Below are 13,870 nucleotides of genomic sequence, written 5' to 3'. Positions count from 1 at the left end.
CGATGTCCAAGTCGATGCCAGCCTTGATCGCCGACACCACGGTCCACGATCTTGTCCCGGCGCAGGGCGGCGCCCCCTGGCGGATATTCCTGCATGTGCCGTCCGGGCCGGTGCCCGAGGCCGGCTGGCCTGTGCTCTACATGACCGACGGCAACGCCGTCATCGGCACGGCGGTCGACGCCATGCGCGCGCAGGCCTTCTATCCAACGGGCACCAATGTCGGCTGGGGCGTCATCGTCGCCATCGGCTATCCCGTCGAGGGCGCCTATGACCCGCTGCGCCGCTCATGGGATCTCGGCCCGCCGCCGGGCAAGACCTATCCGCCCTTCTATGAGGGCACGCCCGAAGTCCGGACCGGTGGGGCAGGGGAGTTCCTTGCCTTCATCGAGGACGAGTTGAAGCCGTGGGTCGCCAGTCGGATCACGGTCGACGCTAGCCGCCAGGCGCTTTATGGCCATTCCTTCGGTGGCTTGTTTGCGCTCTATGCCCTGTTCACGCGGCCCTCGGCCTTCCAGACCTGGATCGCGGCGAGCCCCGCCATCTATTGGGAAGACCGTGCCATCGATCGCTTTCTCGAAACCTTCGAGGCCGCCATCCCCGCTGGTTTGGCGACGACCGTGATCCTGTCGGCCGGCGAGTACGAGACCGAGAAGCTGGCGCCGTTTCAGATTGGCGCCGAGGACGAGGAAAAGCGCCTCCAGCAGAAGAAGGTGACATGCACCGACGAATTCGCGCGGGCAATGGCGCAGCGGCTTGATGCTCTCCCGGGCGTGCGTGCGCGCTTCGAGCTGCACGCCGGCGAGAACCACATGTCGATCCTGCCGGTCACGGTCAATCGTGCGGTTCAGGCAGCGTTTGCGGTCAGGGCTTGCGACTAACGGCCTTCACCTCTCAACGCTGCAATGGCTTGTTCTCGTTGTGTGGCTGCGTCCGCGTCCATAGCGCCAAAACGCAGGGCACAGCGGAATTTTTCCCCGGGTGCGACGCGAACCAGGCGGCCTCTTTCCTTGGCCGCAAGATAGCCGTCTGGTTCGGCGGTGGCCGGCAGCACGAGGCCAAGCGCGTCCTGGTCGGCGCCGCGTGTGATCCAGCGGACGGCATAATTGAGCTCGTCGGGGCGAAAGCTGACGAAATCCGCAGTACGGTCCGGATGGACCTGCAAGGCGTGCGCCCAGCCCTGGGGGTCCGCCTTAGCCCTCATCGTCAGCACGAGTTCTGGGTCGATCGGCTCGCCCTTGGTCAGCAGGCGATGCCGCGAAGGATTGGCGACAACGGCATCGCGGTAGGCAAGGTAGCTTTCGCTCGGCGTGAAAAAGGGCGGCAGCGTCTGGCGCACGACAATGTCCGCGGAATCATCCGCTACGGTGTCGACCAGGCGCCCGCCATCGGCCGGTTTGAAATTGATGTGCGCCAGGTACATCAACTCCATGGCCGAGCGTTTCAGGTTCTCGATCACGATGTCGACGGCGAGGCTGCTGGCGTCGAGTTGCAGCCGTACGGTGGGCTCCATCACATATGGCTGAAAGCGACGGTCTGTCGACAGCGCCCCGTCAGCGCCATGAAAGGCCCTTCGGAATTGCTGCCGGCGATCAGTTGCACATCCTGATAGGGCGCATTGGGCAGGTCGCCGTGAAGCGGGTGGCGGTCATCCGGCCCCGGATTTCCCATTGCGGTGGCGCCGCAGTGGATGAAGAACGCGCCGTAGTTGGAAAGATAGTCGCGGGTCGCGACCGGCTCATCGAACATCGAGCGCATGGTCCGGGAGCGGCCGAGGAAGGTCGCGTCCCAAATCTGCTGTCCTTGGAACGGCAGCATGACGATTTCGCCCTTCGCGTTGCTGATCCGAAGCCCGGCAACGCCGGATCGGTAGCGAAAGGCGGTGGCGACAAGCCCGCGATAACGCGCGACGATGGTTTCCGACGCGCCGAACTGCTCGGGCACGAGGTCGACGAAGACGTGATCGGAGTAGTCCAGATGCATTGTTTCGACCTTATCCACCGCAAGCGTGCGTGCCGATAGTCGCAGGAAACATCTGGAAATCAACGGCAGCACGTCTCACAGCTTCTGCCAGGACGGCTGGTGGCAGAGTCTCTTCGCGCCCTCCTGGGAGAGCGCTCGAAACTGCAAGCTTGCCAGGCAATATCCCGCGATTGCCTATCCGCGAGCCGGCGGCAGCTCGAACAAAGTGGCGCCGTTCTCCCGGCCGCGCTCGACATAGCCGATAACGCCGAACCATCTTGCGACATCCGGCCCCTGGAGCCAACTGCGCGAGTGGATGGCGAGGTTGCCGGCGAGCGCCTGGATGTGCCTGATATGCCGCTTGCAGAAGCGAACGGTCGCGGCGCGGAAGAAGTCCTCCCGTGCGGCGAACAGCGTGTCGGCGGCGTCGCTGTTCTCGTGCCAGGCGATGATCGCCACGGCCTTGTCGCCCTCGACAAGCGCGTGCGCGCGGCCCTCCTTCAAATTCATCATCAGATTGTCGTAGGCGATCTTGCTGTCCTTGCCGGCCGCCACGTATTCGTCCGACATCCGCTTGGACAGACCGCGAAAGACATCCTCCAGATCCCCAAGCGTCGCTGCGCGTGCTCTCATTTCACCTCCTGCAGCCCCGGCAGGCAGTTTGCCCTAGGGTTGAGGGGTGGCCAAGCAAATTAAATCCGTCTGCGGGCTAATGTGCGCAAAGTGATTCCACTTGGCGATGCAGGCGGCGACGCGATGGGGTGTGTCCAAAACGGACCGGGGAGTAGTGGTGCCCAGAGGCGGATTCGAACCACCGACACGCGGATTTTCAGTCCGCTGCTCTACCAACTGAGCTATCTGGGCCTGTTCCGGCAAACGAAAACTCGTTGGCCGGAATTCATCGAGGCGCCGTGGGGCGCCCCTTGAAAGCGCGTGGGTTATAGCACGGGAATTCGGCCTGTCCAGCGCCTAGTGGGCGATTTCAGGCAGGAAAAGCGACGCCGTGCGGTGCCCCGGTTTCCATGCCGCTTGCGGGCGGGAATCGGGCACGGCATGGCACGATGCGGCCTTCGCCATCCCTGTCCGTGCCGCTATTGCCGGCTGACATGCCGTGGCACTGCCTTTAGCCGACGATCGAGGCGCACAATGCTTCGCGGCTCAGACCCGCATTGGTCGCCGCCACCTATCTGGCGCCGGTCACGCCTCTACGAAAATCGGAGGGCGACATGCCGGCGAGCTTGCGGAACGACTTGTTGAAGGCGCTGAGCGAGCCGAAGCCCGAATCCATGGCGACGCGCAGCACATTGGCGTCCTGATGCATCACCTGCGCCGCGCTCGCGCTTGCCCTGGGCTCAGCCCCGGCCTTCGCGCAATCCGGCGAAATCACCATCTGGAGCCGGAATGTCGCGGCTTCATCGCTGAAGGCGACGATTGCCGGTTTCAACAAGCAATTTCCCGACGTCAAGGTCACGGTCCAGGATCTCGGCAACCAGCCGACTTACGACAAGTCGATCGCCGGCTGCGCCGCCGGCCCGCACACATCAGCCGAGCTCGATCACGACCAGATCTGGTCACTGGGCGCCCGGCTCATTTCGAATCGTCGGGGTCCGTTTCTTCCTCGTCGTCGCGAGCCTTGATGACGTAAGCGCCCTTCAGCCAGCGATTGAGGTCGATGTCCTTGCAGCGCGTCGAGCAGAACGGGAAGGTGTCGCGCGCCGAGGGCTTGCCGCATTCGGGGCAGGGGCGCTTCGGGCGCAAGGGCGTGACTTTGGGATCGGAATTCACAGCCGGGGTCCCGCCAGCCAGCCGCCATGCACCTTGAAGCCTTCGCCGCTCAACAGCGCGACGGTCTCATAGAGCGGCAGCCCGACGACATTGGTGTAGGAGCCGACCAGCTTGACGACGAAGGCGCCGGCGAGGCCCTGGACCGCGTAACCACCCGCTTTGCCGCGCCATTCGCCCGAGGCGACATAGGCGTCAATCTCTTCGCGCGGCAGCCGCTTGAAACGCACCCGCGTCTCGACCAGCCGTTGGCGCAGCTTGCCACCCGGGGTGATCAGGCAGATGCCGGAATAGACCCGGTGCGAACGGCCCGACAACAGCCCGAGGCAGTTGGCAGCGTCGTCGAGGGTTTCCGCCTTGGGCAGGATGCGCCGTCCGACGGCAACCACCGTGTCGGCGGCCAGCACGAAACCTGGCGCGTAGTCGGCTTCGGTCTGCAGCGAGGCGAACGCCTTCTCGGCCTTTTCCCTCGACAGCCGCTTGGCCAGCGAGCGCGGATGCTCGGCACGCAACGGCGTTTCGTCGACATCGGCCGGCAGCACGCGGTCCGGCTCGATGCCGGCCTGCTGCAAGAGCTCGATCCGGCGCGGCGAACCCGAGGCAAGCACCAGCTTCTGCAAAATGCTCATCGCGGACCAGTCGGGCTTTGCTTACTTGAAACGATAGGTGATGCGGCCCTTGGTCAGGTCGTATGGCGTCATCTCGACCAGAACCTTGTCGCCGGTCAGCACGCGGATGCGGTTCTTGCGCATGCGGCCGGCCGTATGGGCGATGATTTCGTGTTCGTTTTCGAGCTTTACCCGGAACATCGCGTTCGGCAACAATTCCGTCACGACACCCGGAAACTCGAGGACTTCTTCCTTCGGCATTCGATACCTTTGCTTGGATGGTAGTTCCAGCACCCTGGCCGGAATTTCGGCGGAACCTATATGATAATCGTCCGCTTGTGAACACGCTTAATCCGTCGCGTTTTTTGCTCCTGGAAGCAGAAAACGTCGGCCTATGCGCACCTTCAGCCGCTCGCGCACGTCGCGATAACTAGCCATGATCTGTTCGCGGGTGCCGCTGGCGTCGGTCGGGTCCGGCGTCGGCCAGTATTCGACCTCGACAGCGAGCGAGCGGGTGAGTTCAAGTGCGGCGTGGTGCGCTTCCGGCGCCAGCGTGACGATGAGGTCGAAATAGTCGTCCTCGAGATCGTCCATCGTCCTTGGGTGACGCCCGCCCAGCGTGAGACCGTCTTCGGCAAGCACCGCATCGACGAATGGATCGCGCTCGCCGGCGCGAACGCCTGCCGAAGCGACAAAGACGGTGGCGGGCAGCATGCGGCGCGCCAGTTGCTCCGCCATGGGCGAGCGCACGGCATTCATGCCGCACAGGAACAGGATCGAACGGGGCAGGGCGCCGGGTGCCAGGGCTAGCCCCGCCAGTGCAGTACGCAGACCAGCGTGAACAGCCGGCGCGCCGTATCGAAGTCGATGTCGATCTTGCCGGACAGCCGGTCCATCAGCGTCTGCGAACCTTCATTGTGCAGGCCGCGGCGGCCCATGTCGATCGCTTCGATGTGGCTCGGCGTCGAGGAACGGATGGCGTCGTAGTAGCTTTCGCAGATCATATAATAGTCCTTGACGATGCGCCTGAGCGGCGTCAGCGACAGGATATGGGTGACGACGGCGGTGCCATCCTCGCGCGCCACGGCAAACACCAGGCGCTGCTCGGCCAGCGACAGTTTCAGCCGGTAAGGGCCGTCGCCGCTGTCACTGACGGGCTGAAAACTGTTCTCCTCGATCAGGTCGAAGATCGCCACCGCGCGTTCATGCTCGACATCGGGTGTCGACCGGCCGATCGATTCATCGAGTTCGACATCGATCAGCCTGGCGCGGGTTTGATCGGGGCCAGACATCGCCGCCTACATGTTCAACCGTATGGCGACGGAGCGTCCATGCGCGTCAAGGCCTTCCGCCTTGGCCAGCGCAATCGCCGCCGGCGCCAAGATCCGCAACTGTTCCGGTCCAAGCTTGAGGATCGACGTGCGCTTGACGAAATCGAGCACCGACAGACCGGACGAGAAGCGCGCCGAGCGCGCCGTAGGCAGCACATGGTTGGAGCCGCCGACATAGTCGCCGATGGCTTCCGGCGTGTGGCGGCCGAGAAAGACCGCACCCGCGTTGCGCATCCGCGACAGGAAGCCCTCGGCGTCGTCGATGGCCAGTTCGACATGTTCGGCGGCGATGCGGTCGACCAGCGGCAGCGCGGCGTCGATGGTCGACACCTGGATCACCGCACCAAAATCACGCCAGCTCGCCGCCGCCGTCTCGGCGCGTGGCAGGCTCTGCAACTGGCGCTCGACGGCTTGTTCGACAGCGATGCCGAAGGCTGGATCGTCGGTGACCAGGATCGATTGCGCCGATGCATCGTGCTCGGCCTGGGCCAGCAGGTCGGCCGCGATCCAGTCCGGATCGTTGCTGCCGTCGGCCACGACGAGCACTTCCGACGGCCCGGCGATCATGTCGATGCCGACGGCGCCGAACACCTGGCGCTTGGCCGCCGCGACATAGGCATTGCCCGGGCCGACGATCTTGGCGACCGGCCTGATCGTTTCGGTGCCGTAGGCAAGGGCGGCGATCGCCTGCGCGCCGCCGACACGGTAGATTTCCGACACGCCTGATATGTCGGCCGCCACCAGCACCAGCGGATTGATGATGCCGCCCGGCGCCGGTACGACCATGACGATGCGCTCGACGCCGGCCACTTTGGCCGGCACGGCGTTCATCAGCACCGAGCTTGGATAGCTCGCCGTGCCGCCCGGCACATAGAGCCCAACCGCCTCGACCGCCGTCCAGCGCCAGCCGAGCTCGACGCCGGCGGCATCCGTATAGCGGTCATCCTTTGGTCGCTGCCGCTCATGATGCGAGCGGATGCGGTCGCGCGCGAATTCCAGCGCCTCGATCGTCTTTGGGTCGGCGGCCTTGTAGGCCTGGGCGATGTCGTCCTTCGAAACGGCAATGCCCAGTCCAGCCAGATCGGCGCGATCGAATTTCCGTGAATAGTCGATCAGCGCCGCGTCGCCCTCGGCGCGCACGCGCGCGATGATGGCGCCCACCGCTGCATCGACGTCGGCGGACACTTCCCGCTTGGTCAACAGGAAGGCGGCGAAACGCTGCTCGAAATCGGCGTCGGACTGACGAAGCGTGATGGCCATCGGACGCTCAGGCCTTGTGGATGGGGCGCGAGGTGGCTTCCCACGCCCCGCCGATGTCGGCAAGGCGGGCCTCGATGCATTCGACGTCGAGCATGATCGCACCGCCGCCCGAGAAGATCAGCTCGACGATGCCGGCCGGCTTGCTGATCTCGATGAAGCTGATCGCCAGCAGCGACAAGACTTCCGCAGGCTTGTCGCGGTCGATGCCGCTGGTCTTGGCGCCGAGCACGCGGTCGAAATGCAGCACGGCCTGCCGTCGCTCATTGTGCTGGCGAAACAGGCCGGATTTTGCTTCCCAGACGAAACGGTTCATGGTCAGCAGGAAACGCTTGGCCGCAGGCAGGAATTCGAGGTCGCTGACTTTCAGCACGGCATCCTGGACATGAGCCGAAACGATGCTCAGGTCCTGGTCGTCTAGCGCGATAAGCTTAAGGCCGGTCATGCGGATTTCGCACCTGAAGGTTGATTGTTCAGCCTTCTGTTAGGCGGTCTTGGCGATCGGTGCAACCGCACCAACAGCTGCAGGTCTGCGCTGCCCCTCATCGCCCTGCCGGGCACTTCTCCCCATATAGTGACGGGGAGAAGGACGCTGCCGCGAAGGATCTCGCCAATCTCCTGCGTTGCTGGAGAGGAGCCGAGGTCGCGGGCTACGCCGAAATCCGTTCGATCACCGCGCCGCAGTTGGACAGCTTTTCTTCCAGCCGCTCGAAGCCGCGGTCGAGATGGTAGACGCGGTTGACCGTGGTCTCGCCTTCCGCCGCCAGGCCGGCGATGACCAGCGACACCGAGGCGCGAAGATCGGTTGCCATGACCGGCGCGCCCTTCAGTTTCGGCACGCCGTCGACGATCGCCGTCTGGCCCGAAAGCGTGATATGAGCGCCGAGCCGCGCCAGTTCCTGCACATGCATGAAGCGGTTCTCGAAGATCGTCTCGGTGATCCGCGACTTGCCCTTGGCCATCGTCATCAGGCCCATGAACTGCGCCTGCAAATCGGTCGGGAAGGCCGGAAACGGCGCTGTCGTCACGTCGACCGGCGAAATGCCGGCGCCGTTGCGCCTCACACGAATGCCGGAATTGGTCGGGGTGATCTCCGCACCCGTCTGGGCGATCACGTCCAGTGCCGTCTGCAGCAGGTCCGGCCGCGCGCCTTCGAGCACGACGTCGCCGCCGGTCATGGCGACGGCCATGGCATAGGTGCCGGTCTCGATGCGGTCGGGGATGACGCGCACGCGCGCACCCGACAGCGATTCGACGCCGTCGATGGTGATGGTTGGCGTGCCGGCGCCGGAAATCTTCGCGCCCATGGCGTTGAGGCACTCGGCGAGGTTGACGATCTCGGGCTCGCAAGCCGCATTTTCCAGCACCGTCTCGCCCTTGGCGAGCGCCGCGGCCATCATCAGCACATGGGTGGCGCCGACCGAGACTTTCGGGAAGATGTAGCGGTTGCCGACAAGCCGGCCATTCCTTGTCTTGGCGATGACATAGCCGGTGTCGACGTCGATATCGGCGCCCAGCGCCTGCAGGCCCTCGAGGAACAGATCGACCGGCCGCGTGCCGATGGCGCAACCGCCCGGCAGCGACACTTTGGCTTCGCCCATGCGGGCCAGCAGCGGGCCGATCACCCAGAACGAGGCGCGCATCTTCGACACCAGTTCGTAGGGCGCTGTGGTGTCGACGATGTTGCGGGCGGAGAAGTTGATGGTGCGCGAATAGCCCTCATTCTGCTTCTCGCGGCGGCCATTGACCGAATAATCGACGCCGTGGTTGCCCAGGATGCGGATCAGTTGCTCGACATCGGCCAGATGCGGCACGTTTTCCAGCGTCAGCGTGTCGTCGGTCAAAAGCGAGGCGATCATCAAAGGCAGCGCCGCGTTTTTCGCGCCCGAGATCGGAATGCTTCCGGAGAGCTTGTTGCCCCCGACAATTCTGATGCGATCCATGGAAGAACGTCCCTCTCGGCCAAAAAGGGCCGGTTCAATCGTTTGAGTAGCGGCCCGTCTAGACCATTGGCCAATCTGGTTCAAGAATTACGCTGGTTCAAGAAATGGGATTTCGCCCACCCCGGGCCAAGAGTGGCCGATTTGAGTTAATCTTTTTGTATTTCCTTCGATGCAGCGAGCCCGTCCGGCCGCTCGTCGGCATCGCCGGTCCGCCGCGAGCGTGACTGCGCCTTGCGCTTCTGCAGATTGGCGCGCAATTGCTCGGCCAGCCGATCCTTGCGGATTGTTGCGCTGTTTTTCGGTGGACCATCCTTTTTCACTGGAATTGCCTTGTCGTCCATCGCCCCGTCCCCGCCGGCGACCCACCAGCTTGCTGTTCAGGGATAGCCAACATTGTGGCACTGCCATGTCATTAAAAGCTATCCGGCAAAGGCTTTCACAGAAGCGTTGCGCTTGGCCTTGCGCTTGCCGGTTCGATATGGCAGAAGCCCCGCCATCAGCGGCTGCGGTAGCTCAGTGGTAGAGCACTCCCTTGGTAAGGGAGAGGTCGAGAGTTCAATCCTCTCTCGCAGCACCAGTTTCCAACATCCTTGTTGCCGCACATTCGTTCTCTGCATTTGCGAGGGCGAGGCGGCTACATGGGAACGGCGCGGCCGTCGTGCTGGCGGACCTCATCAGCCGTGCATTGCTCCAGAAAATGGCTGCCACAGGCAACTCCAGCCGAAACGCGTTCTCGGAAGCGACACGATTCGTTAACCAAGATGCTGTTCATCAACATGACGTGTTGTGGCATGGACGCCTGTCTGCGTCGGTCAAGTCCATGCTTGTCAGGAAGAGGGCTGAAAGGCTCTTCATCTGGGCGGGAACCTGAAATCGCCCGAAACAAAAGAACGTGCAAGGCATGAACGTGAGCGAAAACGTGCAAAACGCCCCCCGTGCTTCCCGTCTTTGGACACTGCCTGCCATCATCGCAGCGTTCCTTTGCCTGTGTGTCACCGGCGCGTTCGCGGAGACGCGTGCTTTGAAGATTCAACATCTCCATACGGGCGAGAAGGCTGAAATCGTCTTCAAGCGCAATGGGCGCTATGATCCGGCGGGATTGAAGAAGATCAATCTCATGCTGCGCGACTGGCGTCGCAACGAACCGACGAAGATGGATCCGCGCCTGCTCGATCTTGTCTGGCAGGCCTATCGCGCCAGCGGCTCGAGAGCCTATATCCACGTGGTCAGCGCCTATCGGTCGCCAGCGACGAACGCCATGCTGCGCAGCCGCTCGAAGGGCGTGGCTCGGGAAAGCCAACACATGGTTGGCCGCGCGATGGACTTCTTCCTGCCGGATGTGCCGCTGAAGAAGCTGCGCGACATCGGCCTCAAGATGCAGGGCGGCGGCGTAGGCTATTACCCGACCTCCGGTTCGCCTTTCATACATATGGATGTCGGCAATGTGCGGCATTGGCCGGGCATCAGCCGCCAGGAACTCGCAAGGGTATTCCCGAACGGCAATACGCTGCATGTGCCGAGCGACGGCAAACCGCTGCCCGGTTATGGGCAGGCGTTTGCCGCCTACAAGTCGCGCAAGGGCGCCGGCACGCCCAACATCGACCTGGCAAGTGCCGACGGCGGCCAACGCAGGCCGGCGCGCGGCCTGCTGGCGACGCTTCTGGGTGGGCGCGGCGCGGACGAGACCGATGATGTCGCCGAAGCGGTGCCGGCGCCACGCAAGCCGGCCAAGTCCGTTGAACCCAGGCCCGCCGGCATCGCAATCGTGCCGCCGCAGGATGCCCAGCGCGCCGACATCCAGATGGCTTCCGTCGATAGGGCCGAAGAATCGCCGATTGGACCGGAGGGGAAGACGCCTGAAGCGATCGTCATGGCCATGGCGCCGGGCTCGGTGCCGCTGCCAGCCTTCGCCCCGCGCAGCGGGTCCACGACCAGCATTCCGACCCCGCAACTCGCGCCGCTTGCAGCAGCCAACGCTTCCACCGCGCGGGCCGAACTGGCCAATCCAACAGCAACCGATGCTGAAATTCCCTCGGGCAAGTCGGCCGGTCCCGCGGGCGGCGCGCCGGACATGGTGGCGTTCAACATCCCGTTGCCGACATGGCGACCGGAAAGCCCGACGCGCCAGCTTGAAGCAGACAAATCCGGCGATGCGGTCGCTGCCTTGCTGGCCTTGAACCACGCCGATGACGGCCACAATGGGTTGGCCGGCCAGCGGGTCTCGGTTGCCCAATCGAAGCCCGAAGATCGCGTCAGGACCAGCCCGAAGGCCGACCGTGTCCAGCCAAATCTCGATCCCGAAGCCACCGCGGTCATCGTGCCGGCAGCGTTGTCCCGGCCGATTGAGACAGGTCGTGGCATCGCCGGCGGAGCTAGCCCTGCGGCGCCCGTCATTGCCGCCAATCTCATCCGCACAGCGCCGGAGCACATCTATCTCGATGGATTCCAGCCGCGAGGACGGACCTCCGATCACCGGCGCTTCACCGGTTCCGCGGTCAAGTTCCTGCCCATCGCCAGCTTCAAATAGACGCCAGCCCTCGTTCGAGCCGACGTGGATGTGTTGCACGACTGGCTTGGCTGCCATGGGATAGCAAGTCATGCCGAACTCTCGATGGCTCTGTAAGAGAAGTTCCAAATTTGACAAACATGTGTGAAATTGTAAGATAATCGTCTTTCCGTCGGCGATGGGCGATGACAATGTCGATCCGCGAAGAACTGGCCAATACGACCGTGGCGTTCACCTCCGCGGAAGAGAAGATCGTCCAGGTCCTGCTCGCTGATTATCCGATGTCGGGGCTGGGCACCGCGACCCGGCTGGCACGGCGCGCTGGCGTCAGTGACCCGAGCGTGACGCGGCTGATGAGCAAGCTTGGCTATGTCGGCTTTGCCGATTTCCAGGCACGCCTGCTCACCGAAGTTGAATCCAGGCTGCATTCGCCGCTTTTGATGATGGAGGCCAAGCGCCCGGGCGGCTCCAGCGAAGGCACCGCACTTGCCTATTTCCATTCGGTTTCCGACAGCCTGGAGCGCACGCGCACGGCAGTGCCGGTGCAGGCCTACACGCGCGCCGTCAACCTGCTGCTGGAGAGCAAGGGGCAGGTCGTGCTGCTGGGCGGCCGGTTCAGCCGGCATATCGCCTCCATGCTGGCCGGCTACCTCCTGCAGTTCCGCTCCGGCGTGCGCGACATCGGTTCGTTGAGCCCCGCCGATTTCGACCTGTTGATCGACCTTGGCAAGCGCGACCTCCTCGTCGTGTTCGACTACCGGCGCTATCAGTCGGACGTGGTGAGCTTTGCCCAGCAGGCCAAGGAGCGCGGCGTCTCCATCCTGCTGTTCACCGATGTCTGGCTGTCGCCGATATCTGACATAGCGGACCTGACCATGGTCGCGGCGATCGACGCCAACTCGCCGTTCGACACGCTGGCAACGGCCGTTGCCCAGATGGAAACCGTGTTCGCCCACGCGCTGGAAGGCCACGGCGCCGGGGTGCGCAAGCGCATCGAGGACATCGAGAAGATCCGCAGTGCCAATGCGGTCACGCTCGATACCGCCCTGTCGTCATCGGCCGACGACGCCGCCAAATCCAAAACCACAAGGAAATAGTGTCGTTGCGCCCAGTGCAGCGATGCAAAGCGCCGCGACGCAGAGAAGGAAGCGACGATGCCCGACAACCAGACCATCATCGATGCCGTGCAGGCTGAGATCGAGACCGATCGCGACTGGTTGATCGGGCTGACCCGCGACATGGTCCGCATCCCTTCGGTCAACCCCAAATTCGAGCCCAATCCGGCGATCAACCGCGAGGCGGATGTCCAGGCGCTGCTCGAACCGATCCTCAAGCAGGACGGGTTCAGGACCGAGCAATGGGATGTCTTGCCCGGTCGGCCCAATCTGGTCGGCGAATGGGCGGGAGACGAGGATCGCAGCCTGATCCTGTGCGGCCATATCGACGTCGTGCCGGTCGGCGCGATGAAGGATTGGTCGGTCGATCCGTTCGGCGGCGAGATCACCAATGGCCGCCTCTATGGCCGTGGCGCCGTCGACATGAAGGGCGGCGTCGCCGCCTGCATCGCCGCCGCGCGCGCGATCCGCAAGGCGGGCATCACGCTGCAGGGCCGGCTCGCCATCCACTCGGTCGTCGACGAGGAAGCCGGCGGCTTCGGCGCCATGGACGCGGTGAAGAAGGGCAAGCTCGCCAAGGCGGTGCTGGTCGCCGAACCGACCTGGGGTGATGTCCTGCCGGTCGAAGGCGGGCTTGAATGGGCGCGGGTGACGATCCGCGGGCGCAACGCCCATTCGGCGCTGCGCTACAACGAGATCTATCCGCAGCGCCACGACAAGGAGCGGCTCGAGCCGGGCGTCAACGCCATCGAGATCGCCGCCCGTTTCATCGCCGCCGTGCGCCAGTATGAGCTGGACCGGACGCGGGCGAAATCGCATCCATTGCTGCCGCTCGGTATGAACACCATCAACATCGGCGTCATGCATGGCGGAACCGGCCTTGGCCAGCATGGCCTGCCGACCGTCATGACCAACCCGGCCATCATTCCCGACGTCGCGGTGCTCGATCTCGACATGAAATTCCTGCCCGATGAGAACTCGGCCGACTACCGCCGCGATTTCGAGACGTTCGTCCACCATTTCGCCCAGACCGATGCGTGGCTGCGCGACAACCCGCCTGCGATCCAATGGGAGCTCGGCGGGCTGTATTTCCCGCCGATGAACACGCCGGTCGATCATCCGCTGGTGACATCGCTGATGAAGCGCAAGGCCATGGTCGGCAAGGCGCCGCAGGCTCGCGGCTTCGTCGCCGTGTGCGATGCCGCGCACTATGCCGGCGCCGGCGTCGACGGTGTCATCTTCGGCCCCTCAGGCGACGGGTTTCACGGTTCCGACGAATATGTCGAGGTCGAATCGGTGGTCGAGACCGCCAAGGTGATCGCCGCTTCGGCCATCGACTGGTGCGGCATCCGCTGAGGCGCAGCCGCTA

At 64.0% G+C, this 13,870-nt stretch carries 16 protein-coding genes, 2 tRNA genes and 2 pseudogenes; 6 read left to right on the top strand and 14 right to left on the bottom strand.

Annotated features, from left to right (window positions below):
• Positions 1 to 2: 2 nt before the first annotated feature.
• Complete coding sequence (locus NP503_RS30580; protein WP_127269088.1) at positions 3 to 878, top strand: alpha/beta hydrolase; 876 nt, start codon at positions 3 to 5, stop codon at positions 876 to 878.
• Here the strand turns inward: NP503_RS30580 and NP503_RS30575 are convergent.
• The 5 genes and pseudogenes from NP503_RS30575 to NP503_RS30555 all read right to left on the bottom strand — a co-directional run.
• The gene (locus tag NP503_RS30575) at positions 875 to 1,456 is read right to left on the bottom strand and encodes a hypothetical protein (protein WP_127273682.1); all 582 of its coding nucleotides are present in this window, start codon (positions 1,454 to 1,456) and stop codon (positions 875 to 877) included. The two genes, NP503_RS30580 and NP503_RS30575, sit on opposite strands and share 4 nt — an antisense overlap.
• A gap of 53 nt (positions 1,457 to 1,509) precedes the next feature.
• Entirely contained in the window at positions 1,510 to 1,980 is a 471-nt protein-coding gene (locus tag NP503_RS30570; RefSeq protein WP_127269086.1) for a hypothetical protein, read from the bottom strand.
• Between the two features lie 174 nt (positions 1,981 to 2,154).
• Positions 2,155 to 2,592: a hypothetical protein gene (locus NP503_RS30565; RefSeq protein WP_023813918.1), complete on the bottom strand. Its 438-nt coding sequence runs from the start codon at positions 2,590 to 2,592 to the stop codon at positions 2,155 to 2,157.
• A gap of 155 nt (positions 2,593 to 2,747) precedes the next feature.
• Positions 2,748 to 2,823 (bottom strand) — tRNA-Phe (locus NP503_RS30560).
• Positions 2,824 to 3,142: 319 nt separating this feature from the next.
• Positions 3,143 to 3,289: pseudogene (locus tag NP503_RS30555) on the bottom strand (helix-turn-helix domain-containing protein); the annotation flags it as partial.
• Here NP503_RS30555 and NP503_RS30550 point away from each other — a divergent pair.
• Positions 3,279 to 3,491: pseudogene (locus NP503_RS30550) on the top strand (ABC transporter substrate-binding protein); the annotation flags it as partial. The pseudogenes NP503_RS30555 and NP503_RS30550 sit on opposite strands and share 11 nt — an antisense overlap.
• 55 nt (positions 3,492 to 3,546) lie before the next feature.
• Here NP503_RS30550 and yacG read toward each other — a convergent pair.
• The 9 genes from yacG to NP503_RS30505 form a co-directional block, all read right to left on the bottom strand.
• Entirely contained in the window at positions 3,547 to 3,744 is a 198-nt protein-coding gene (gene yacG / locus NP503_RS30545; RefSeq protein ID WP_127269085.1) for a DNA gyrase inhibitor YacG, read from the bottom strand.
• Positions 3,741 to 4,370: a Maf-like protein gene (locus tag NP503_RS30540; RefSeq protein WP_127269084.1), complete on the bottom strand. Its 630-nt coding sequence runs from the start codon at positions 4,368 to 4,370 to the stop codon at positions 3,741 to 3,743. The genes yacG and NP503_RS30540 overlap by 4 nt, the downstream gene beginning before the upstream one ends.
• A gap of 21 nt (positions 4,371 to 4,391) precedes the next feature.
• Positions 4,392 to 4,610, bottom strand: coding sequence for a translation initiation factor IF-1 (gene infA, locus NP503_RS30535; RefSeq protein WP_006200926.1), 219 nt, complete (start codon positions 4,608 to 4,610; stop codon positions 4,392 to 4,394).
• An 87-nt stretch (positions 4,611 to 4,697) separates the two neighbouring features.
• Positions 4,698 to 5,168 (bottom strand): low molecular weight phosphatase family protein, encoded by a 471-nt coding sequence (locus tag NP503_RS30530; protein WP_127272356.1) that lies wholly within the window; start codon positions 5,166 to 5,168, stop codon positions 4,698 to 4,700.
• Positions 5,156 to 5,641 (bottom strand): UPF0262 family protein, encoded by a 486-nt coding sequence (locus tag NP503_RS30525; RefSeq protein ID WP_127271901.1) that lies wholly within the window; start codon positions 5,639 to 5,641, stop codon positions 5,156 to 5,158. Before NP503_RS30525 ends, NP503_RS30530 begins: the two co-directional genes overlap by 13 nt.
• Before the next feature lie 6 nt (positions 5,642 to 5,647).
• Positions 5,648 to 6,940 carry a histidinol dehydrogenase gene (gene hisD, locus NP503_RS30520; protein WP_127272355.1) on the bottom strand — a complete coding sequence of 431 codons (1,293 nt, stop codon included), beginning with the start codon at positions 6,938 to 6,940 and terminating at the stop codon, positions 5,648 to 5,650.
• 7 nt (positions 6,941 to 6,947) lie between these two features.
• Positions 6,948 to 7,382 (bottom strand): DUF2948 family protein, encoded by a 435-nt coding sequence (locus NP503_RS30515; RefSeq protein ID WP_127268680.1) that lies wholly within the window; start codon positions 7,380 to 7,382, stop codon positions 6,948 to 6,950.
• A 205-nt stretch (positions 7,383 to 7,587) separates the two neighbouring features.
• A complete protein-coding gene (gene murA / locus NP503_RS30510; RefSeq protein ID WP_127268679.1) occupies positions 7,588 to 8,880 on the bottom strand; it encodes a UDP-N-acetylglucosamine 1-carboxyvinyltransferase in 1,293 nt (430 codons plus the stop codon).
• Positions 8,881 to 9,026: 146 nt separating this feature from the next.
• Entirely contained in the window at positions 9,027 to 9,221 is a 195-nt protein-coding gene (locus tag NP503_RS30505; RefSeq protein ID WP_127268678.1) for a hypothetical protein, read from the bottom strand.
• A 161-nt stretch (positions 9,222 to 9,382) separates the two neighbouring features.
• On the opposite strand from NP503_RS30505, the gene NP503_RS30500 reads away from it, so the two are divergent.
• The 4 genes from NP503_RS30500 to NP503_RS30485 all read left to right on the top strand — a co-directional run bounded on the left by NP503_RS30500 (position 9,383) and on the right by NP503_RS30485 (position 13,857).
• Positions 9,383 to 9,457 (top strand) — tRNA-Thr (locus NP503_RS30500).
• 324 nt (positions 9,458 to 9,781) lie between these two features.
• Positions 9,782 to 11,407 (top strand): DUF882 domain-containing protein, encoded by a 1,626-nt coding sequence (locus NP503_RS30495; protein WP_127268677.1) that lies wholly within the window; start codon positions 9,782 to 9,784, stop codon positions 11,405 to 11,407.
• 170 nt (positions 11,408 to 11,577) lie between these two features.
• On the top strand, positions 11,578 to 12,483 hold the full coding sequence (locus NP503_RS30490; RefSeq protein ID WP_127268681.1) for a MurR/RpiR family transcriptional regulator: 906 nt from the start codon (positions 11,578 to 11,580) through the stop codon (positions 12,481 to 12,483).
• 57 nt (positions 12,484 to 12,540) lie between these two features.
• The gene (locus NP503_RS30485; RefSeq protein WP_127272178.1) at positions 12,541 to 13,857 is read left to right on the top strand and encodes a M20 family metallopeptidase; all 1,317 of its coding nucleotides are present in this window, start codon (positions 12,541 to 12,543) and stop codon (positions 13,855 to 13,857) included.
• Positions 13,858 to 13,870 lie beyond the last annotated feature (13 nt).

The sequence above is a fragment of the Mesorhizobium sp. SEMIA396 genome, from assembly GCF_024518615.1.
GTDB lineage: Bacteria > Pseudomonadota > Alphaproteobacteria > Rhizobiales > Rhizobiaceae > Mesorhizobium.
Note: the sequence above shows the minus strand (reverse complement) of the source record. Positions and strands in the feature narration are given on the sequence as shown.